The 21,174-nt window shown below is 59.2% G+C and carries 16 protein-coding genes and 1 tRNA gene; 8 read left to right on the top strand and 9 right to left on the bottom strand.

Annotated features, from left to right (window positions below; all coding sequences use genetic code 11):
- Window positions 1–44 precede the first annotated feature (44 nt).
- From LX81_RS21815 to LX81_RS02120, 3 genes are read left to right on the top strand one after another with little or no spacing between them, the layout of a single operon-like run.
- Complete coding sequence (locus tag LX81_RS21815) at window positions 45–236, top strand: hypothetical protein (RefSeq protein ID WP_146259379.1); 192 nt, start codon at window positions 45–47, stop codon at window positions 234–236.
- A complete protein-coding gene (locus LX81_RS02125; RefSeq protein ID WP_111535619.1) occupies window positions 233–2,284 on the top strand; it encodes an AAA family ATPase in 2,052 nt (683 codons plus the stop codon). The genes LX81_RS21815 and LX81_RS02125 overlap by 4 nt, the downstream gene beginning before the upstream one ends.
- Window positions 2,274–2,705, top strand: a complete 432-nt coding sequence (locus tag LX81_RS02120; protein ID WP_111535618.1) for a DNA phosphorothioation-associated protein 4 — start codon at window positions 2,274–2,276, stop codon at window positions 2,703–2,705. The genes LX81_RS02125 and LX81_RS02120 overlap by 11 nt, the downstream gene beginning before the upstream one ends.
- A gap of 168 nt (window positions 2,706–2,873) precedes the next feature.
- Here the strand turns inward: LX81_RS02120 and LX81_RS02115 are convergent, their stop codons facing one another.
- Genes LX81_RS02115 through dndB form a run of 5 tightly spaced genes read right to left on the bottom strand, consistent with a single transcriptional unit; the run spans window position 2,874 to window position 9,364 of the window.
- Window positions 2,874–4,337, bottom strand: a complete 1,464-nt coding sequence (locus LX81_RS02115) for a DNA phosphorothioation-associated putative methyltransferase (RefSeq protein ID WP_111535617.1) — start codon at window positions 4,335–4,337, stop codon at window positions 2,874–2,876.
- Window positions 4,338–4,340: 3 nt separating this feature from the next.
- Entirely contained in the window at window positions 4,341–4,727 is a 387-nt protein-coding gene (dndE, locus tag LX81_RS02110; protein ID WP_111535616.1) for a DNA sulfur modification protein DndE, read from the bottom strand.
- The gene (dndD, locus tag LX81_RS02105; RefSeq protein WP_111535615.1) at window positions 4,727–6,718 is read right to left on the bottom strand and encodes a DNA sulfur modification protein DndD; all 1,992 of its coding nucleotides are present in this window, start codon (window positions 6,716–6,718) and stop codon (window positions 4,727–4,729) included. Before dndD ends, dndE begins: the two co-directional genes overlap by 1 nt.
- Complete coding sequence (gene dndC, locus LX81_RS02100) at window positions 6,718–8,277, bottom strand: DNA phosphorothioation system sulfurtransferase DndC (protein ID WP_111535614.1); 1,560 nt, start codon at window positions 8,275–8,277, stop codon at window positions 6,718–6,720. The genes dndD and dndC overlap by 1 nt, the downstream gene beginning before the upstream one ends.
- On the bottom strand, window positions 8,264–9,364 hold the full coding sequence (dndB, locus tag LX81_RS02095; RefSeq protein WP_111535613.1) for a DNA sulfur modification protein DndB: 1,101 nt from the start codon (window positions 9,362–9,364) through the stop codon (window positions 8,264–8,266). The genes dndC and dndB overlap by 14 nt, the downstream gene beginning before the upstream one ends.
- Window positions 9,365–9,488: 124 nt before the next feature.
- Here dndB and dndA point away from each other — a divergent pair, with 124 nt between their 5' ends.
- The gene (gene dndA / locus LX81_RS02090; protein WP_111535612.1) at window positions 9,489–10,619 is read left to right on the top strand and encodes a cysteine desulfurase DndA; all 1,131 of its coding nucleotides are present in this window, start codon (window positions 9,489–9,491) and stop codon (window positions 10,617–10,619) included.
- Window positions 10,620–10,907: 288 nt separating this feature from the next.
- On the opposite strand, the gene LX81_RS02085 is transcribed toward dndA, so the two are convergent.
- The 3 genes from LX81_RS02085 to LX81_RS02075 form a co-directional block, all read right to left on the bottom strand.
- On the bottom strand, window positions 10,908–12,173 hold the full coding sequence (locus LX81_RS02085) for a hypothetical protein (RefSeq protein ID WP_211322687.1): 1,266 nt from the start codon (window positions 12,171–12,173) through the stop codon (window positions 10,908–10,910).
- Window positions 12,173–14,596: a DEAD/DEAH box helicase gene (locus LX81_RS02080; protein ID WP_111535611.1), complete on the bottom strand. Its 2,424-nt coding sequence runs from the start codon at window positions 14,594–14,596 to the stop codon at window positions 12,173–12,175. Before LX81_RS02080 ends, LX81_RS02085 begins: the two co-directional genes overlap by 1 nt.
- Before the next feature lie 550 nt (window positions 14,597–15,146).
- Window positions 15,147–15,350 carry a helix-turn-helix transcriptional regulator gene (locus tag LX81_RS02075; RefSeq protein WP_111535610.1) on the bottom strand — a complete coding sequence of 68 codons (204 nt, stop codon included), beginning with the start codon at window positions 15,348–15,350 and terminating at the stop codon, window positions 15,147–15,149.
- A 643-nt stretch (window positions 15,351–15,993) separates the two neighbouring features.
- Between LX81_RS02075 and LX81_RS02070 the strand changes: the two genes are divergently transcribed.
- From LX81_RS02070 to LX81_RS02060, 3 genes are all read left to right on the top strand, one after another.
- Window positions 15,994–17,064, top strand: a complete 1,071-nt coding sequence (locus tag LX81_RS02070) for a type III polyketide synthase (RefSeq protein WP_111535609.1) — start codon at window positions 15,994–15,996, stop codon at window positions 17,062–17,064.
- Window positions 17,061–17,762, top strand: coding sequence for a methyltransferase domain-containing protein (locus LX81_RS02065; protein WP_111535608.1), 702 nt, complete (start codon window positions 17,061–17,063; stop codon window positions 17,760–17,762). Before LX81_RS02070 ends, LX81_RS02065 begins: the two co-directional genes overlap by 4 nt.
- A 204-nt stretch (window positions 17,763–17,966) precedes the next feature.
- Window positions 17,967–19,064: an NAD(P)/FAD-dependent oxidoreductase gene (locus LX81_RS02060; RefSeq protein WP_111535607.1), complete on the top strand. Its 1,098-nt coding sequence runs from the start codon at window positions 17,967–17,969 to the stop codon at window positions 19,062–19,064.
- A 205-nt stretch (window positions 19,065–19,269) separates the two neighbouring features.
- On the opposite strand, the gene LX81_RS02055 is transcribed toward LX81_RS02060, so the two are convergent.
- Complete coding sequence (locus LX81_RS02055) at window positions 19,270–20,457, bottom strand: AI-2E family transporter (protein ID WP_111535606.1); 1,188 nt, start codon at window positions 20,455–20,457, stop codon at window positions 19,270–19,272.
- A 425-nt stretch (window positions 20,458–20,882) separates the two neighbouring features.
- Between LX81_RS02055 and LX81_RS02050 the strand changes: the two genes are divergently transcribed.
- Window positions 20,883–20,966, top strand: a tRNA-Leu gene (locus LX81_RS02050).
- Window positions 20,967–21,174 lie beyond the last annotated feature (208 nt).

Genomic DNA, 21,174 nt, shown 5'->3' with positions numbered 1-21,174 from the left:
TCTCTCTAATACTGACACTTACGCGAAGAAAGGACTGCGTGCAGATGAGCAGTGATAATCTCTCCCCTCGCGATATATTGAAAGCAGCGTCGCCACGTGTGAGAACGACGGTGAATGAGATACTCGAAATCGAGCACGAGTATCAGAGTTACCGCAATCTAAGCTCAGCGGGTAGTGTCGAGAAGGAGATCGCGCAGCGCATCAAGCAATTGATTGAGCGGGAGGTCAAAAAGTGAGAATCAAGCGCCTACTGCTACGGAATTTTCGACAGTTCTACGGCGACTGTGTTCTGGAATTCGAGGTTGATGACCAAACGCGTATTACCGTTATTCACGGGGAGAACGGTGCGGGAAAAACTTCACTACTGAATGCTTTCAAGTGGGTACTGTACGGCCACACTGACTTCGACACCGGCGAGCAGACGATCCTGAACGAGCTCGTACTTTCGCAGACGAAGCCCGGTGAAATTGCGGAACTGTTCCTTGAGCTCGAGTTCGAGCACGAGGGCGCGGTCTACACAGTCAGCAGGAAACAGGAGTATCGGCGAGTAGGAGAAGGACTGGAGGCTGAGGCTATCGGAAAGTCTGTGCCAAGCGTGACTTGGGTAGACGCCAGCGGGAAATTCCAGCGCTCGCAAAATCCTTCGAGTCAGATTAACCAGCTCATCCCCGAGAAGATGCACTCGTATTTCTTCTTCAATGGTGAGCGGATCGAGAAGCTGGCGAACGTTTCGGCCGCCGGTGAAATCCGTGATGCCATACGAACGTTGATGGGCTTGGAGATTGTGGAGCGGGCGAGTGACCATTTAGGCCGCCTCGTGATTAAGGACCTCCGGAAAGAGGCGAGCGAAACGGCTTCGTCTGATTACCGGGAACTGCTCTCCCGTCAGGAAAAAGCCGTTGATGAACGCAGGCGGCACGAGGAGGCCAGGGATACAGCCGAGGCGAACCGTGTCGGCTATCAGAACGAGATTGACGCGATCAATGCGGCCTATGAGGGAATCGCCGACGTCAAGGCCAAGGCGGAACAGCGCCGCTCACTGGAGAACGAGAACCAGAGCGTTAAGGACGATCTTGAGGAGCTTCGCCAGGCGCGGATGGAGGCTATCGCGCAGACCGGTGCCCTCGCGTTCCTGAAGGACAGTATCACCTCAGTATCGGAAAAGCTTGAGGATTGCCGCCGCCGCGGTGAGCTACCCTACAAGATTCGGCGTACCTTTGTCGATGACCTGCTGCACGAAGGGACCTGCATCTGTGGAAGTGAGCTCGCAGAGGGCACAGCACAAAGAAAAGCCGTAGAGGCCTATCGGGACCGGGCGACGGGTGAGGACCTCGAAGCCGCCTTTACGGAGACAGTGAGCAACCTGCGGGCGATGCCACGGGAGCGGGAACGTCTCTATAAACAGATCACGGCGTGGTCAGCGAAAGAGGCCGAGCTCAAACAGCGTCTGAAAGAAATTTCTCAGGCCCTCGACGAGATAAGTAGTACGCTCGGTTCTTCAGAGATCGAAGATGTGAAGCGTTTGGAAGAACGTCGTACCGAGCTCGGCCGGCTCCAGGCCGATGAGCAGCTCAAGATTGCGAAAGCCAGCGATGCGATTAAGCAGTATGATGAGGAGCTGGCCGGGATCCGGAAGGAGATCGAGAAGGTTAAATCCAAGTCCGAGAAGGAGGACGTAGCGCGCCGCAGGCTGGAATTTGCTGAGGACTGCAAGAGCCTTGTGGACGGCTTGCATGAAGCGCTAGCAGAAGAAACCCGCAAGCGTCTTTCCGAACGAGTGAATGAAACCTTTCAGTCGATTTTGCGTAAGGATTTTTATGCGGAAATCGATCCGGATTACACGCTCAAGATTTTCAAGGACTTGCCTGGAATAGGGAAGCAGCCCGTCTCCGAGAAATCCACCGGTGAAAACCAAGTCATCAGTCTCAGTTTCATTGCAAGCCTTGTGAGCCTTGCAAAAGAACGCAAGCAGGCGAAGGGATCATTTTTTAAGGGTGGCGTGTTTCCCATCATAATGGATTCACCTTTCGGCGCTCTTGATCGCGAGTATCGCGAAAAGATCGCAGAGCATATTCCGCAGCTTGCAGACCAAGTTGTGATTTTCGCATCAAACTCGCAGTGGAGTAAGGAAGTTGATGGGAAGTGCCGGCCCTATATCGGAAAAGAGTACAGCCTTGTTTACCACGCGCCAAAATCAACGGGTCGTGAGGAAAATAACAGCTACGTAAAACGTACCGACGGTCCGGAGTTCACAAAGATTGAGGAGGGCTACCTTGGCCGCTAGAGTTAGACGACCCGCCGAGTTTGATGACATGCTCAATGAGCTGAGGGACACAGGTGTCTTTCCAACTTTCAAGGATGCAATGGTATTCGCTGCTACCCTTGGATATCGGCGTGGAAACCGGAAAGAGTTCAAAAAGAGCTCTGAGCCGATCGATCTGGACGTGTTCCGGGGTGACTTTGATCGCACGATCATGAGCATCCTGGCAATTGAGGAAATGGATAATCCCAAGATGATTGCGCCGTCGAATGAGACCGCTCGGGTACTCTGTTTCGAAGAGTATGCGAACGGTGGGCTGGAAATTCTGAAGCGTGAGATTTGGGATGGAAAACAAGACTGGCGTGAAGGCCTGTTGTCACTTATTCAGCGAGAGGAGGAAGAGCACACGATGCTTGATGACATTACAGAATTGGCGAATTTTTAGTCGCAAAATTGGACTATAGTTCAGCCCTAGCAAGCTACTGAAAAAGTCACGGTGGGTAGCGTTAGGGTCTCTTCGTATCCCAATGACCGACGTTGTCGTTGAACAAGGCTTTCAGTAGCCTGTCGAAAATACAAGGATATTTTAATAGCCGCTCCATGTGTACGTGCTTTATTCCCTAGAGGCGTTCGACTTAACGAGTCGATGGCCGGCTAGGCGAAGGCCGCGGGCAGTGAGCGCGGCGTTCCAACCATCTCGTGTCCCGATGCGGCTGGAGTCCTCATACAGTCCCTTGGACTCCTCTATTCGCGTGAGCCGAGCAAACTTGGCATGAAGCGGATGGTCGGGCGCAACAAACGCCTCTTTTCGATGAAGGATAGGTGGATTCCGCTGCCCGCTGTAGCGCCGCGATTTGACACGGAAGGTTTGCAGATTAACCGTCAGGGCGTGCGCTAGGGACGGGTGAGGATCAGTCTCGAATTCCGGATAGGTCAGGTAAGAGACCTTAGGTTCGCCGCGGTGAAGCTTGATCACATTGGCCCCATCGACGCGGCCGATATAGCCGCGCGCGCAGCCTTCATAGAGCCGTAGGATCGGAGGCAGCGCCTCGATCGCGCTCTCATGCACGTAGATCGCCGAGGGTGTTAGCTTGCCCACTTCCGAACTCCTGCAGGCTGCGTCGATCACCTCTGGATCACCGAGCGAGAACAGGAGCTCATCTGCTAGCTGGCAAGCCTTGGTGTAGTTCGAGAAGAAGGCTTTCACGTCCTGCTTGAGCTCCTCTGGAAGCTCGGAGTAGCGTGGGCGGCCGTCAAATTGCGAGAGTGCGAGGTAGAGTTGGAGGTCTTGCGTTCGCTCAGCTGCGATTTCATCCCACTGCTCAGCGTCCGTCACCCGTTTGATAACTTGGAAGGCACGTTTTGGACTGCCGAAAACCTCGCGTATTGTCCGGATCTCGGACCCAAGCTCATCCTCAGCTGGCATCCGCCCGCGTTTCATCCAGAAATCTATCAGGGGCTGGAGAAGCGCCTCGTGCTCATTGAAAAGGGTCTCAGAGCGGGACAGGCGTGGAGCAACTGCACGCCGTCGATACCGCGAGGCTTGGAAGGCAACGCGTTCTTCGTCGTTGCGGAAAACGTAGAAGACGCCAGGCCCGGCCGGCAGAGCGGATACGTCGAGCGTCTGGTCGATCCAATTCTTCAGTTCTGTCTGCTCGAATAGCTTCTGAAAGGTTCCTCGAGATGTTAGATGCCCATCTGAATGGTCGGCGGTTTCTGCCCCATCACGAGCCTCGGCCGTTAGCCGAGCGCTGACGACCAGAACACTCTTGGCCAAAGAGTAGGCATCGCGAAGTGCATCGTCCCGCTCTCTCGGATCCTCGATCACATTGACTACATAACCAAGGTTCACAATCGAGGCTGGATTGCGCGGCGCGTCCGGGCGGAAGAACGGGTCCCAGCCATTGATCTTGAATCCCATGGAACTGAGGCGGGCGATGTCCTGCCCGCGTCCACATCCGTAGTCGAAAATCTCAGTATCGGGTAACGCCAAGCCGTCGGTCAGCGCCAGCTTGATCGGACGGGAAAGATCAGCCCGCCCGATCGCCGTCTTATGGCGCTCGACCGGCTGCTCCATGGCTCATGCGGCCTCATCGAACGGCATGGCAACTAGCTTGCCAATGTCGCGGAGTTTTCGGTTTCCGGCGAGGTAGGAAACCCCGCGATGCAGATGGAGCCTGAACTGATGTTGTAGTGTTTCCGGGTCCGTCTCAAAACCATCCCGAAGACACCGCTCCTTTAGTAGCGCGAGATATATTTCGTGGTGCCGCCCGCCGAATACCTTCCAAGTCATTTCGACATTGCTGTCGGCCGAGATTTTCGCATTCGGCGGGACGCTAGGCTCGGACAGAGACAGGCAGAAGGCCCACCGGCAGAGCACGTTCCAGTGTTCGATTCCCGTGTAGCGCTTCAGCTTGATCAGGTGATCTTTGCCTTGCTGAGAAAGACGGATGTAGTCGATAGCCATCAAGCAGCCTCCTTCTTCGGAAAATAGCCCTCCGAGATGCGCGTGGCGCCAGCCGCATCATCGAATTCCAAGGCGTATATCCGCCCGATCCAGGGGCTGAGCCGCTCCAGATAGTCGCCGGCAATCTCTTCATCCGTCGACAAAAGCAGCACCTGATGGCTTGCGAAAGGGAAGTAGCGCTCGACGAGATGGCCCCTATGGCCGCTGTCGAGCCGCCCGAGCGGGGTGTCGATCGCAGTTGGCAGTGGGCGGCCAGATGCCTTGGCCAGCCCCCAGAGCAGCGCCACGGCCAGTAGCTGACGCTCGCCGGCAGAAAGGCGTTCAGGAGGAAGCCGCTCACCGTCATTCGCGAAGAGCGTCAAAGAGAAATCATCTGGGTCAATCGAAAGCCCAGTGACGAGGCTCGTCTTACGAAGGAGCTGCTGATAGCTATCCAGGACCAGTTGCTCGATCTTGCGCAGATGTCGCTCGACCACAGCACGCCGGAAGGTCTCCAGCGTCCCTCGTACCTTGGGTGAGTGGTGCAGGATGCGCGCCCTGTCATTACGCTGAAGCTCGGCTTGAACGTCAGTCTCGAGGAGGCGTGTCAGAGTCTGCTGTTTCTGGTCGAGCTCCCGCTCGGTGCGCGCAATCTCTTCCTCAAGGCGGCCAAGCTCGGCCTCGAGCCGAGAGATCTCTGTTCTATGTTGCTCGCGCTCTTCTTGGATCGAAGAGAGACTGTCGGGCTGAGGCACACTGGCTGCCTCGAGCTGCGCCTGATCGAGCTCTTCTTCGAGGCGGCGCTGTTCGGTCAGCTGGCTTTGCGCCTCCTCCTGGGCTTCCTTTAGGTCGCGGTTGAGCAAAGCGCGAAGGTCACCTTGCGCTTCGGCCGGCAGATCAAGGTAGCTCTCCCGCGCGCTAATCTCTTGGCGGCGCGCGCGATCCTCTCCGCAAAAGGCCTCCAGACGCTTGAGTAGATCAGGGTCTGAACCCTGTTCCCTCGCGAGTTCGAGGAGCCTAACGTCGCGCTCTTGAAGGGTTTCTAGGACCTCGCGCTGATGTCGGCTTTCCTCTTCCTGGTCGGCGCGCTTGGAGACGGCCGTCAGGAGATCGGGGCACAGAGCCAAAGGCAGGCAGCCAGCAGCCAACTCCCGAAGGCTGTGCGCGCTGTCGCTCGCAGCCTTTTCGGCCCCGTCACGCCGCGCTTCGATCTCCGCTCGCTGATCGTAGAGCTCGCCCCCCAGCTTGCGATAACGCTCCTCGATCTTGGAGAGGTGGGCGCGCGCCTGTTCTAGGCGAAAGGCTTTCAGAGAAGCCCTATCCTGCTTAAGCTGATCTAGGCGTTGGCGGGCAGCTTTGATCTCCTGCTCGGCTTTTTCGATCGTCTGGCGGTCTACATCGCTTTTGGCTTCGACCTGCTTGCGCCGTTCGAAGGTCTGTAGATCCTTCTCCAGCTGGTCGACGATATCAAGACCAAGGAGGTTTTGAATGGCGGTGCCGATCAAATTGGCGGAGCTCTCAGGAGAAGCGTAGCCCTCGACTTTCTCCCCATCGAACAGGAAGAGATGGGCGATGTTGCTCGGAAAGAAGTCTTCGACCTGATTTGACCAGTTCTCCGTCATCGTCCGGTCGACCCGACCGTCGCGTTGAACCTCGAAGTGCTCCTTGCAGCCACTTTCGATCAATCGCCACGAACGATGGAGGCGGTACTCCGCCTCGTTCCCCTCGAGCGTATGCCGGAAGGAAAGCTCGATTGCAGCCTCTCGAACTCCAGGTGCTCTATGAATGCAGTTCGCCAAGAACTTCTGGTAGCTTAGCCCGTTGCGGTTTGAGCACTTTGCGAAAGGGCCGAACAACACCAACTGAAGAGCGTCCAATAGCGTAGTCTTGCCGCCACCGTTCAGACCGCCAAAGAGGATGACAGGCTGTTCAGGGCTCGGCGGTGTCAGCTGAATGGTCTGGCGGCCGCCATAGATGCCGAAGTCGTGGAGGGTAAGTTCATCAATTATCATTATTTGGCCTCATCTACCTGGCCCTCGATTAGCTCAAGCGGCTCTTGTATCCGCGTGAAGCCAGAGGCGTGGTTCTGCCCGCGGGCGCAGGCTTCCTCGCGGCCGTTTTGCTTGCGCCTAGCGCGCTCTACCGCATCGTTTTCGTCATCAAAGAAGTTTCGCTGGAAGGCGCCTTCGATGGCCTTGAAAAGGCCGGCGCGGCGCAGCATCGAGCGGTAGCGCTTTTCCGTGGCGAGAAGCTCGCGGGTTAGCTGGAAGTGCAGTTCGTCATTCCCGCACAGCTCCTTCAGAAGCTGCATCTCATCCGCACCCATCGCAGCGTTGTCGTCGAGCGCACGACCTGGATAAGGCGAACCGCTCGCTTCCTCGTAAATCCGAGGCAGGCTGTCCTCGATCTCATGCTTGTCCACGACCCAAATGCGTCGGATCTCCTCGAGCTCGGGCAGTGAGATCAACTCGATATCGTGAACGTAGTCCGGACCGGTCTCGCGGATGATCCGTTGAACGTCCAGGAGCTCTCGCAGCCAGTTCTCTCGGACTTCCTGCTTGTAGGGACCCGGAATGGGGCGATCATGGAAGAGCTGCACGGACCCGTTCATGCGCCTGAAGTCGCGCAAATGGCGGTCATCCCACTTGCCGTCGCTGTCCTTTGGGGCAAACCTGTTCCGGAGCTCGAGGAGCGGAAGCATCCACTCCTTCTCCTCGTCATTCTGGATCATTGCCTGCATCGATTTGTCCTTCTCGACCATCGTGCAGACCCAGCAACCGAAGCGGCTATCGCCGCAGCTCGGCGTGCTGGTATCGACGACCAGCGGGCACTCGTTATCCGGCGAGGCGCCCTGATACATCGTCAGCAAATCCTTGTTGTTGTAACCCCACGGGTTCTGGACCTGCATGAGGAACATCCAGATGTCGTCGTTCGTCCAGTCCTCGACCGGCGTGTAGACATAGGAGTTTGGCAGACCGCCATTCGGGCTCAGGCGATCCCGGACGCGCTTCTTTTCATAATGTTTCATGACCTTGGCGCGCGCCACGCTCTCGGCTTTGCGCGTGCCAAGCACCAAGATCGCCTCGCCGTGGCTCTGCACGACTGAGCTGATAAACTCGTGGGAGGGATTGATCTTAAGGCGTTCGGTGCACCAGCGGAACTTTGGTCGAGGAGCTGGGTAGCCGCGGCCCAAGAGGTTTACCCAGAAGGTGTTGCTTGGATCAGGGCTGAGCTGATGCGCGGAAATCGGCAGACCCTGCTCGCCAGCTGCCGCATCGATCTTTTCGAGGGAGCGGCGCACCCAAGAAGATACGATGGGGTTCTCGACCAAAGTATCGGTGCTTATGACGTAGACCGGCTTGGTCAGTTCATCAGGGCGTAGCCGCGCCAGAGCCATCCAGACAAGCTGGAGTGTGGCTGTTGAGTCCTTGCCCCCGCTATAGCCGATGACCCAAGGGACCTCGTCGGCTTTGTAGAGTTCCGCGACCTCGTCCATGATCAGGTCGAACGTCTTGCGGAAGCCGAGTTCCTCGAAGGCTGAGGCCGGCTTGCGAAAATTAGGCTGCTGCATGTTCTCCTCGATTGAATGCGTCCTCGACACGTTGCTCCTCTGGCGAAAGCTCGATGCCGAGCTTCTGCTTGATCGCGTTGGCGGTGAGGATAATGTTTTGTTGCGCCTTGGAGACCCGTCCGCCGAGCAGGGCGCGGCCCTCCCACAGCGCAGCATTTGACCGTTTCCAGTCGATGTCTGAGAGCTTCTTGAGCTTCTTCTGCCAATCGTTCGGGTGTTTACGAACCAGGGTATTGCCGACTCGCGCCAAGGCTTGGAGCACCACTCCGTGTGAGTTGATGAAATCTTGGCGGACCTCTCCGGCCGTGATTTGACCGTTGCGCACGAGCTCCCATTCCTTCATGTGCTGAGCAACTTCCTCCCAGAATTTTACAGCGAGCTCTGCCGCTTCTTGTGGCTCCTCAAGATCAACACCGGAGATTAGTTCATTTGTAGCATTGTAGATTGCGCTCAAGGTGAAGAGGCGCCTAGAGCGTGGCGAAAGCGTTGTTTTCTCGACCTCCACAACGTCTCGGAATATTTTTGATTTCAGAACGAGACCCTTAGCAAGCAGTGCAGTTTCATCTCTATGATCATACAGCACCCCTAGTGACTTGGACGGCCGAATTGCATACCTATTCAGGTCAGCAAACATCTGCTGGCAGCGCTCAAGCCCAATATCAAGGAAGAAAACAACAGATATCGTCTCATCAGATAACTCGGGGCGTTCTCGAAGCGCAATTTCGATTGCGGCTCGTCGATGCTGTCCATCATTTATTACAAAACGTGAATCCATTGGGATATGGAGCATGCCAATTCGGCCTGTTTCCTCATCTGACGAGAGCCTTTCAAACTCCACTTGACCATCAACCGATACTGTAATCGCCGAAAAAACATAGTCATTAGGATTCTCGGTGATATATCTCGCCATTTCAGGAATTCGAGAGCGATTCAGCTGTCGCTGAGCGCGCATCTCCGGAAGTATTTCTTCTTCATTGAAGACAAAGAGTCTTGGCAGCAGCCGTAGTGGGCACATTGATACATAGTACTCTCTGCCTGCCTGGATCCCGCGGATAGCGGGGAACACGATTTCGAAGCCTTCTGACATCACGAACTTGCACCTTGCGACGCTCTGTGGGATACAAACACCATGAGCCATAGGACGCTCTGTTTGTCAAATCAGAAACGTACACGCTGGGAGCGCAACCAAACTTTTCGCATGGAGGAGCGCCTTGGTAGTCTATCTGGACTGTAACGCGACGACACCATTGGAACCTGCCGTGCAGGATCTCATGGTTCGTCACTTCTGCGAGGAAGTGGGCAACGCGGGAAGCCGCACTCACGAGTTTGGATTGCAGGCTAAGAAGGTGGTGCAGGTCGCACGCGAGCAGGTGGCGTCACTAGTTGGTTCCGAGCCAAGCGAGGTTGTCTTCACCAGCGGTGCAACCGAAAGCAACAACATCGCTTTGCTGGGACTCGCAGAATATGGCCAGCAAACTGGACGGCTACACATCGTTTCGACTGCCATCGAACACAAAGCTGTTCTGGAGCCCTTGGAGGTGCTGGAGCGGCGTGGCTTCGAGGTGACGCTCGTCCCCCCCAACCTCGACGGATTTGTCCCGCCCGAGCGTGTGCTCGAGGCGGTTCGGTCAGACACGCTTGTGGTCTCGGTCATGCACGTCAACAACGAAACCGGCGTCATCCAACCGATCAATGAGATCGCAGCAGGGCTCGAGGGGTTAGCCGCGTATCTGCATGTCGATGCAGCCCAGAGCTTCGGCAAGGTGGTCGACGAACTGAGATTGCCTCGGATCGATCTTATTAGTGCGAGTTCGCATAAGATTTACGGGCCCGTTGGGGTGGGCGCTCTAATTGCACGTCGTCGCAGGTATCGAAGACCACCAGTTGAGCCTTTGGTCTATGGTGGTGGGCAAGAGCGCAGCTTGCGACCCGGCACTCTTCCAACCCCCTTGATCGTCGGCTTCGGTTTGGCTGCGGAGCTTGCTGAGAAAAACTTCAAGGCGCGACACGAGAGGTGCTTGGCAATTCGCTCCGAGGCGCTCGCAGCCCTTGGAAACCTAAAGATCTCTCTGCACGGGGATGAAGCTCGACTGGTTCCCCATGTGCTGAACATCAGCATCGACGGTCTCGATTCCGAGGCGGTTATGCTGTCGCTTAAGGGTTTGGTGGCCGTGTCGAACGGCTCTGCTTGCACTTCAGCGAGTTATGAGCCGAGCCATGTCTTGAAGGCAATGGGCTTGTCCGATGCTGAAATTCAGGGCGCAATTCGTCTTTCCTGGTGTCACTTAACACCCGACTTTGACTGGGGTGAATTGGTCCGACGGATTAAATCGCTACTCTAGTTTGAGCTCGATGAATGGCATACTTGAATTCAGGCACCGCATGCTTAGCCACTTTGGATATGCAAGAACGTTCCTTCGCACTGCCATCGCATAAACGTCATCAGGTATTTGAGAGAAGCGGTTGATGTCTTGGGCTTGAATGTTGGCAATAAAGACGCGGACGGATGGAACTTGGTCGAGACGCGCACAGCCAAAGCTGCACGCGCCTCCGACTGATATCTTCCGAGTCCGGTCGATTGCTAGGTCTCGCGGCGCGCCTGCAGTTTCTCGGCAAGATGGACATGCAACTTATGCGGCATCGGCCTCCATCATCTTTAGGTAGTGGGCGGTCAGATCTGCGATCTCCCGCAACGTAGGCTCCAAAAATTCCGCCTGAGAGACCATGGTCTCGCCCTTCAGGTCCTTAAGGGACTCCAGCAGCGACTGCAGGGTGTTCAGTGGTGTCTGACGCGCCTTGTGCATGCGGAACTCCGCCTCGACGATCCGCATGGTCTTCTTGGTGTTCTCCGGTTCGTCCGTATCGAACTGCGCCGCGAAGGAGGTACTGTTCTCACCGTCATAGCGGGCCATGTCACTGAGAAGCCGGATATTCTCCGCCTTGTAGAAAATGTTCTGGTTCTTGTCGTTGTTGGCGGGTCGCGGCTTGGAGAACGCCCATTCGAACAGCGCCTTTTCTCCTTCGGGCGGCAAATATAGCCGATCCTTGGTGAAGCCGAACAGGTTCTGTGTGAACTTGTGCTGCAGGATGTTCTCGAAGAAGTAGTGGTCGCTGTCCAAGAACTCCTCCCCATCCGGAAGCTGGTCCTCGAAATTCGCCTTGAAGTGGCCGAAGGCCGAGGCCGACTGGATGTTGCGCCGGGTCTTGGTAGGCCCGAGTGACACAAGGTCGGAGACCCGCACCACGAGGTCCTCTTCGAGGCGCAGCGCCTCGTCATCGCCGTGCCGGTCAGCGAAGAAGCGGTGGTAGAGCGAGGTTATGTAGAGGTTGGTGGCGTACGGCCCCCACTGCTTGGCGTGCGAAATATGGCGGACGCCAAGCAAGATCGGCAGCTTCTCTTCCAGCTCGTCAATAGTGGCGGCCTTGACCGGGTGAACCGAGAGCTTGTCGGTGTCGCTGATGATCTGCTCCAGCTTGGCCACAAGGCGCTCCTGGGCCTTCACCTCCTCGGCGGGCATCTTGCCGCCCTTCTTAAATCGTTTGAGCTTGGTGCGCTCTCGTTCAAGACGGGCCCCGCGGATATTGCGAAGAACCGAGGTCCGGGTGTTGCCTTCGACGACGATGTAGTGGCCGGGCTTGTCGGGGTGTTCCCATACGATAATCGGGTCAATGGGCACCCAGCCTTGCGCGACGATGGCCTCTTCAAGCTCACCGGCCTGATAGACGTTGTAGACCGTCTCGGTGAGGTTCTTCTGCAGGTCGGGCTCGAAGATCGCGTCGGCATCGCTGTAGCGCGAGATGTGGTCTGGTGCGATCCGCGGGTTGTTAGGATCAAGGAAGACCTTGTCGAAGTCCACCGTGATCGGCTGGCCGATGTCCTGGAAAGTCAGGGGCATTATCCGTCTCCTTCTGTGATGGCGGTTTGGTCGGGCGAAAGGGTGAAGGTGCGCGCCTCGCAGGCCTCGGCGGCCAAAAACGCTTCGGCGCGCATCAGAATCCGGGCCGGCAGCCCGCGGTAGTCAGCACCGGCGAGATAGCCGGCAAGGGCGGCGAACTGATCGGCAGGCGGCGTATCAGACAGCAGGCCACGCAGCGTTTCCAGGCAACCTTCGAAGGCGGCCACCTCCTCCTGCGTGAGCAGCCAGGCCTCGTAGCCGGCAAGCGGCAGGGGCAACTTGATGGCCATCGCGTACGAGCCCGGATGGTCGAGATAGGCCGCAATGACGGCCTCGCGGTTGTGGCAGTCGGCAAGGAAGGCCGTCAGCTCGGGGCCGATCTGGGGCCGGAAGGTGAAGGCCACATAGCGCAGCCAGGTGGTCGGGCCGTGCGGTGTCTTCGTCGGGCGTGCCTGCCGGGCCATATCTAGGGTTCCGAAGAGCTCCTCGCGCGCGAAGTAACAAGAGGTCAGAACCTGCATCATGGAGCGCCAGAGGCTCCCGGCGGAAAGGTCCTTCTTGATCCCGTGCCGTGCCCCCGCCCGCGCCAGAAATTCGGTCGGGTCGGACAGGTGGGCACCCAGGGCGCTGAAGGCGTTAAACACTCCGCGGAACGCCGCGCTGTTTTCCGAGGTTTCGAGGAGCGCCCCCCACTCGGCCTGCTCCTCGAACTTGTCGAGGGCGCCATAGTAGGGCAGCCCGTTGAGCAGGACACGGCAAGTCTGGCCGGGGCCGATGGTCTTGAGCTGCTCCAGGACTCTAGTGACTGTTGCGTCCTTCACACTGTGCTTGCCGAGCAGCGCTGCGACCTTGTCTGTGAGGTCGGCCTCGCTCCCATAGTCGATGTCGATTAATTCGGGCCGGAGGTAGTCGCTGATCTCTTGATACAGCCAGCGCTGGTCAAAGTGATAGGCGAGGTCGTCGTTGCGGGCCTGAACGACATAGGCTGAACCCTTGCCGGGAAAGTAACGCACGCAGCGCCCGGCGGCCTGCATCAGCCGGATCACGCTCTTCGACGGATAGGTCATGATGACGGTATTGATCGCCGGATCATCGAACCCTTCGAGCAGGATTTGCGCCGAAACGAGAATCGCCCGGGGCTTCTCGGCGAAGACGGCGAGGAAGTCGTCATTGTCGGTATGCAGCGAATTTCCCTTGCCGTGGACATAGCATAGATCGTCTTGGGAGAGCGGATGATCGGGCGCGCGCGAGAGCCGCTCGGCCAGCACATCATAGAACTCCTCGACCCGGTCGATCCGAGGCGCCAGCACCAGCACCTTGGTGAACTCGTCCTCGCAGCGGTCCACGACATAGTCGGCAAGGTCGCGAACCTGCTCGTCAGACCACTCGAAGTTCTCGACCGGGAAGTCGAGGAACTCGGGCATGATGATAACGCCGCGGTCTTCAAGCTCGCGGTAAGTTATCGTGAACGCGATCTCGTCGATTCCGATCGGCAAGTTGTCCATTCGGTTCGGGGTGGCGGTCAGGCACAGGGCCGGTACAGGCTGCTCGGCATCGAAGATGGCCTGATAGGACGGCGCAGCCGCATGGTGGGCCTCGTCAATAACGACGAGGGCCGGCGGCTCGGCCTTGTGATCGAAGATTTCACTGAGCGCGCTGACCATCACGAACTCGATCCGCTTGGCCAGCAGCGAGGCGGCGTTTTCGGGAACCTGGCCCTTGCCGGTCGTGAGAAGCTTCTGCAGTTCCTTGTGGGCCTGCGTACGCAGGTTGGTGCGGTGCGTAACCCAATACACCTTCGCGGTGTCCATCGGATTTTTAGCAAGCAGCTCCAGAACAATCCGCAGGGCCGTGCGGGTTTTTCCGGCCCCGGTCGGCAACACCAGCCCTACTTTGGAGGTCGGGCGCTGGCGGAACGCGTCAAGGGTATGAGCCACGGCAACATCCTGGAAGCTCCAGTCGGGTGCGGCGGACTTCTTAGAAACAGGCACAGCAGTGGCGGCAGGCAGGGCAGCGTGCGCCGACGAAAGCAGGTGACGCGCTACTGCTGGCGGCAAAGACAGTCGCTTCGTGATCGCCTTGTTGTCGAGCCCGCTATTATCCCGCAGGAACTCGGCTTCGGCTGACAGCTGGACGGCGTTCTTCTGCGCACGCTCCTGCCAGTCGGCTCCGTTCTTGTGAAGATCAGCGGCGGCCTGCTCGACAAGAGCGAGAGTCGCTTCGTTTACGCCCCGCGACACATCATCGGACAGCAACGCATGGATCCTGTTCGGGTGAATAGTGCCGTCAGCACCAAGTTCCGATAGGCGGTCGTTAAGTACCTTGCAGACGCGGGCCGTACTCCGCTCCGCGAGGAAGAGAGGCACCACCTTCTCGTCCACAAGCGTACGGACGCGTTCGGTGGAAAGGCTTAGTCGGGCCATGCGAGAAGGACCTCATTGTTGACGTAGTGGGCGGCGCAGTCGCGTTGCTTAAGCATCGTTCTATAATTTTGAATTATGAGCGTTAATGCCAAAATTTTGGAATATACGGATGAGTGGTGGGCTGGTTTGCACTCGACGTCATAGGAAATCGGTATGTCGCCAAACCACAGGAGGTGGACCGGAAGCCTCTCCCAGAAGATGAGTGGAAGGGCCTTATGTGCGGAAGGGATTTAAGCGGTGCATGAGTGACCAAGCGCCGTGCGTGGCGACCGCTTGGCGTCATTTGGGTTCTTGCCTAGGGTGAGCATTGCAGGCGCGTCCTGCCTTCAAAGACCGCGCACCGCTGATGCCAATCAATCGAGAGCTGCTCCCAAGCCTGCGCTAAGGAGATCGCTGGCCCGTCACTGCCAATAGTGGCACGACAGATTCTGGGACCGGCGTCGCGCCACACTGTTTCCGTCTGGCTCGAACCCGTAGGCGTTGACGACATCAAGTTGCTAACCCTACAACTGATGGGTGAGCCAAGTTCCGCCATCGGGGGAGCGCGTCGTCAGTAGGCCGGAACGCCCTGATCGGATGTGGTATTCATGACGTTGCGTTCGAAGGCCTCGATATCGGCCATACGATAAACGACGTGACCTCCGATCTTCATGTATGCAGGACCTTCGCCGGCCCACCGCCAGCGCTCCAAGGTTCGGTGTGAAATGGTCCAGCGTTTCGCCAGTTCTTTTTGGTTCAGACAGGTCGATTTCATTTTCATCTCCTTCGTTGCGACTCACAGCGGTTACAGGAAGACGAAGGCGTGAAAGAAAAAGAGAGGCAAGTCAGTGTCTTGAGGCGCCCTGCGCAAAGGCGCCGCAACCGCGAAAATCCGTCAAAGCGCCCGGCGAGGATGAGAGAAAGCAATCGTATCGCACGCTATCCTCGGAGAAACGTGGCAGCTGGTCGAGATTTGACTCTGCCCACTGAGCGGAGTTTTTGCGTATCTCTTTCCCTCCGCCACCACACAAAACTGTCAAAATTTTTCAGCGCGTTACGGTTTACAGCCACCGCTATTTACCTTGAAACGGCGGGGCTCGGAAAGATCCACGCTCCGAGAAGCGGATTGTCGGTCCGCCCTGCCTCAGTGGGCTCGACGATGCTCAGATGCGGGCCAAGCGCCAAGCCAATGCATGGGGGGTGGCGCTCCAAGGCAACGAATTTTGAGCGAACTTGCCAACTCGATGAACGCCAAGCCGATGAGCCAGAAACGTACTTGGCGAAGCCTCAACAGAGCCGATGCATCGACAGGGCATATTGTCTCATGGATCGGGCCGCGCGAAACGTTTCCCGTTGCTCGGCGTTTCTCCAGTACGTCTTACCAACTAACCGATGATCCTGAGCACGGAGCCGCCTCGATGCATGCCCACATCAACCGCATTGCAACGGCGGTGCCGGAATACGAAGTGCACGATTATTTTCTGCGTTTCGCGGCGGCCAGCCTCAGCAAGCAACCTCGGCAGCAGGCCCTGTTTCGCAAGATGGCCGACAGGGCGGGTATCGAGAAGCGGCATTCCTGTTTCGCGCCCGCGGACGATCCCGAAGGACCGACAGTCGACAGGGATGGCGTCTACCGCCGGGGGGCGTTTCCCGGAACGGCGAAGCGCATGGACCTCTACGAGGCAGCAGCCGCGGATCTCGCGATGCAGGCGATCGATCGCCTCGACATTTCGGATACACGGGCGTCGATCACCCACCTCATCGTTGCGAGCTGCACGGGACTTTCGGCGCCCGGGCTGGATCTCGAGATCGTTCATCGCGCCGGGCTTTCGCCGTCGGTGGAGCGTACCCTGATCGGCTTCATGGGGTGTTACGCCGCGATCAACGCCCTGAAGATCGCCCACCACATCGTTCGCTCCGAGCCCGACGCGCGGGTTCTCGTCGTCAATTGCGAACTTACGACCCTGCATCTCAAGGAGACCGACGATCTCGAACGGCTTCTTACCTTCTGTCTCTGGGGCGATGGCTGTTCGGCCGCGCTGGTGACTGCTGAGAAAACGGGTATTCGGCTCGACCGGTTCAAGGCATTGCTCGCACGCGATGCGCGCGACCTGATGACGTGGAGCGTTCGCGACGATGGGTTCGACATGGTCCTGTCGGGCCGGGTACCGGCAACGATCCAGACGGTGCTTGCCGAGGACGTCTCGGCGATCCTCCACGGCGATACGGTCGACGAAATCGATCTCTGGGCCGTCCATCCCGGCGGCCGGTCGGTACTCGACGCCGTACAGCGGACCCTGGGCCTCGCCCCCGATGCGCTCGCCCCCTCGCGGGAGGTGCTCCGCGCCAATGGCAACATGTCGTCCGCTACCGTGATGTTCGTGCTGGAGCGCATGCTCGCGGAGGGCGCGGCCGGTGCCAAGGGGTGCGGCATGGCCTTCGGGCCGGGCCTCACCGCGGAGACGATGACGTTCGGGATTGCCGCTTGAGCGGGTTCCTCGTGGAGCGTTGCCTCGTTCCCGAAATTCTCGACACGATGCCGCCTGACGCGCCGGAGGCGCGTGCCTCGCGCCGCGATCTTCGTCGCATCAATTCCCTGATGGCGCATCCTCGCATGCTGTCGGCGCTGGTGAAGCGGCATGCGACGCGACCGCCCCGGCGGATCGTTGAGCTCGGATGCGGCGACGCCCGTGCGACACTCGCCGTCCTGCGCAGGCTGGCGCCGATCCCGGATGAGACGGAGATCACCCTGGTGGACGCGCAACCGCTCGTCTCCCCCCAGGTGCTTTCCAATATCCGGGACCTGGGCGTGAAGGTCGATATCGTGACCTCCGATGTTTTCGACTGGCTCGAAGAGGCGACGCCCCACGACCTCACGATTGCAAATCTCTTCCTCCATCATTTCGATGCCGCCGGGCTTCCGCGGTTGTTCCAGGGTCTTGCACGACTTTCTCGTCTCCTTGTCGCGACCGAGCCGCGGCGATCGAAGTTCGCGCTGCTTGCCGCGAGATCCGTCCGTGCGATCGGCGCGAATGCCGTGACCAGACACGACGCCGCCGTCAGCGTCCGCGCGGGCTTTCGCGATGCCGAGCTGACGCCGTACTGGCCGGGACAGGTTCACCTGGATACGTCGCGCGGTCCGCTCACCCACGTCTTCGCCGCCGCCGGACGGGGTCTCGATGATTGACGCCGTGACGAGGATTGCGGGCAGGTCCATCCGGGCGCGCTCCCGACGGATTACGGTCGGAGGCCATGGAATTCCTTGGCCTCGGTCCTACGGACAGTTTGCGCCCGATGGTTTCGATCCGCAAAACTTCCTCGTGGCGAAGGCGCATCGCCGTCTCGGTAAGCGCTTCATGCCCAAATTGAAACGTCCCGCAGGATACGGTTCATGACCTCGCTCGGAACGGTCGTGATCGGAGGTGGCCTTGCAGGAAGCGCGACGGCCCTGGCGCTTGCGAAGCGTGGCCATCGCGTCACGGTGTTCGAACGTGACCCGGTGCCGCGCGACAAGGTGTGTGGCGAGTTCCTTTCCCACGAAGGCTGCCGAGAGCTCGAAGCCCTGGGTCTCGATCTGAACCGCCTCGGCGCCGAACCGGTGGATCGTATCAGGCTCTTGGCCGGAGGGCGGAATGTCCCGGGTCGGCTTCCGTTCGAGGCGATGACGATTTCGCGCCGCCGTCTCGATCACGAGTTGCGATGTCTCGCCTCCGAGGCCGGGGCCGAGATCCGCCTCGGCGCGCGCGTGACGGCCGCGAGCGAGGGGGAAATCCGGCTCGGCGGTGAGCGCATCGCGGCGGACACGATCGTGCTTGCGAGCGGCAAGCTGGATCTCCGCGGCTCGAGGCGCCGCCCCGTCGTCAGCGAGGACCACGACCGTATCGGCCTGAAGATGCATTACCGACCGGGCGACGACATCATGGCCACGCTCCGGCGCACCATCGTTCTGTGCTTCTTCGAGGGCGGGTATGCCGGTCTCGTGCCGATGGATGCGGACACCTGCAATTTCAGCATTGCACTCACGCGACTTGCCTGGACCGCGTCCGGTCACGACTACGCGCGGCTCTGCCAAACGATCTCTGCGGAATGTCCCGAACTGGCGGACGTTCTGAGAGATGGGAACGCGCTTTGGCCGCACCCCGCCGCGATCGGTCATGTCCCTTACGGCTACCGCGTCTGGGATGAGCCGGGCTCTCCGGACTGGTTATGGCGCGTGGGCGATCAGGCCGCCGTCACGCCCTCGCTGAGCGGAACCGGCATGACTATGGCGCTTCTCGGGGCACGCGTCCTCGCGGAATGCCTCACCGAGGGTCGCTCGCAACAAACCTATACGCGGCGGCTGCGACAATCCTTTGCCCGGCCGATGTGGCGCGCCGAACAGGTCGACGCGCTCTTCCGCAAGCGATGGCCGCGTCGGGCGGTTTCCCATCTCGTCGAACGGATCCCCGGCCTCCTGACACTTTCTGCCCGGGTGACCCGGATCGGGTAATGGACGCGGCCCGACGTGGCTTTTCGTACCGAATGCCGCCTCGGGTGGTCCCCATCGGATGGGACCAACGAAGTCTGTAGATCTCATCGGGACTGCAAGTGACGACGACTGCGTACAGCATGGCATGACCATGCCATGGATCGTCACGGCGCAATTTCTTGCGCCGGTCGCGTATTCACCGGCTGGCCTTTCTGCCGTTATGGGATCAAGGGCCGACCGACAGGGAGGTGGGTGGTTCGGGCTGATCGTCGGCTTCGGCGGACAGGAACCGGCCCAGGCCGTAGAGGGCCGGGACGTTCTCGCAGAGCACCTTCAAGAAGACGAGGATCGGGACCGCCATTAACGCACCCGGGATCGACCAGAGGAAGGACCAGAAGGCGACGGCGATGAAGACCGCGACCGTGTTGATGCGAAGCCGCCGTCCGACCACGGTCGGCGTGACGAACTGACCTTCGACCGCCGTGCAGGCGAAGTAGGCCAAGGGGGGCAGGAACGCCACACCGACGGTCGGGAAGGTGGCGAGGGACACGATGCCCACGATCGCGATGCCGATCAGCGAACCGATATAGGGCAGGAAGTTCAGCACCAACGCCAGGGCACCCCAGAGAAGCGGCGTCGGCATGCCGAGGATCCACATCGCGATCCCCACCGCCGTACCGAGGCCCGCGTTGATGAGCGTGATCGTGAGCAGGTAGCGAGAAATCTCCCCCTCGATGTCCCGAACGGTCTTGAGCGCCCGCTTTTTGTCGGTGAGCGTACCGAAGGATTTCACGATCTGCTCAGCGAAATGATCTCCGCTCGCCAGCAGGAACAGGGTCAGGATGATCACGATGACGGTGGTGGTCAGGATCGACAGTGCCGACCCGGCGACCTGCGACAGGATGCCCGGCTGCTGCACGGTGACCTGCTGAATGTTCGACCCCCCGCCCGTCGCGTTGTCGACCTGGTCGGCGACGTTCGTGACGGAAGAGATCGGATCGCGGATCTGTTCGTACTTCTCCCGCACCTCCGCCACCATCCGCGGCGCATCGTCGATGAGATCGAAGAACGGCGTTCCGAGCGCCGCGAAGGCTGCGGCGATGCCGACGGCGAAGAGCAGGACCACGAGGCCCGCGGCCATTCCCTCGCCCAAGCCCTTTCGATGCAGGCTGCGAACGAGGGGGGAGAGGGTCAACGCGATGAGCAGAGCCAGGACCACGGGCATGAAGAAGGCGGCCGCGGTGTAGAACGCGCCGCCCATGAGGATGATGAGGATGCCCCCCATAATCCGGTTCGACTGCCGTGTCGCCCGAAGCATCTCGGCTCCGTCGCGGTCGACGGACGCCACCACCTGCTCGCCCTCCCCCGTCTGCGTCGTGTGAGGCCCGTCCGGCCCGGGAGGAGAAGAAGGCATGGGCAATCCGATACGCACGGGTGAGGTCTGTAACCGAAGTGTGAAGCCGTGACGAATGTTCCGCGATCGGCGCTCATGGGGCAAATTTCATTGGGCTCAGGAAACGGTTGGTCATCGATCGATCGGATGACGTAGCCATCGTCGAGCGATCAAGGTCGATCGCCTTGCGGACTGTTGCTCTCGAATGATCGCGTGGGAGATCCGCAAGATCAAGTGTATCGGTCGTGTCATCGCAGCCTGCGCCGTCCGACGACCGCAACGGATCGTCCGTTCGACGATCCCGGAAACTTCCGTCTCCATGCGGCTCCGATCGCCGCAGGTTACCCCCGTGAATGGCAAAGCCGAGGGTTCATCGTACGATTGTGCCTCCCGGCGGGAGAGGGTAGACAAGCCCTGCCCCGAGGCTACCGCGGGGCGCCGATGGCGCGGGTGTGGCGGAATGGTAGACGCGAGGGTCTCAAACACCCTTTCCGCAAGGAGTGTCGGTTCGAGTCCGACCACCCGCACCAGCCCCATCACCCCGTAGGACGCATATCGTAAGCCGATCGCAGGTCTTTCCCGCCTCATCGACATCGTGCGCCCGGCGACGGCCTCGAACGAAGTGGATCAGCCCGGTCTACGCCATTTCGCCCCAGTGCGTGATTGGCAGCGTTGCGGGGGAAAATCATCCGCCTCGGTTCCGCCAACGGAAGGGCGATACAGGATGGCGCGGTTTCG

Source organism: Palleronia aestuarii (genome assembly GCF_003253995.1).
Taxonomy (GTDB): Bacteria; Pseudomonadota; Alphaproteobacteria; order Rhodobacterales; family Rhodobacteraceae; genus Palleronia; species Palleronia aestuarii.
Note: the sequence above shows the minus strand (reverse complement) of the source record. Positions and strands in the feature narration are given on the sequence as shown.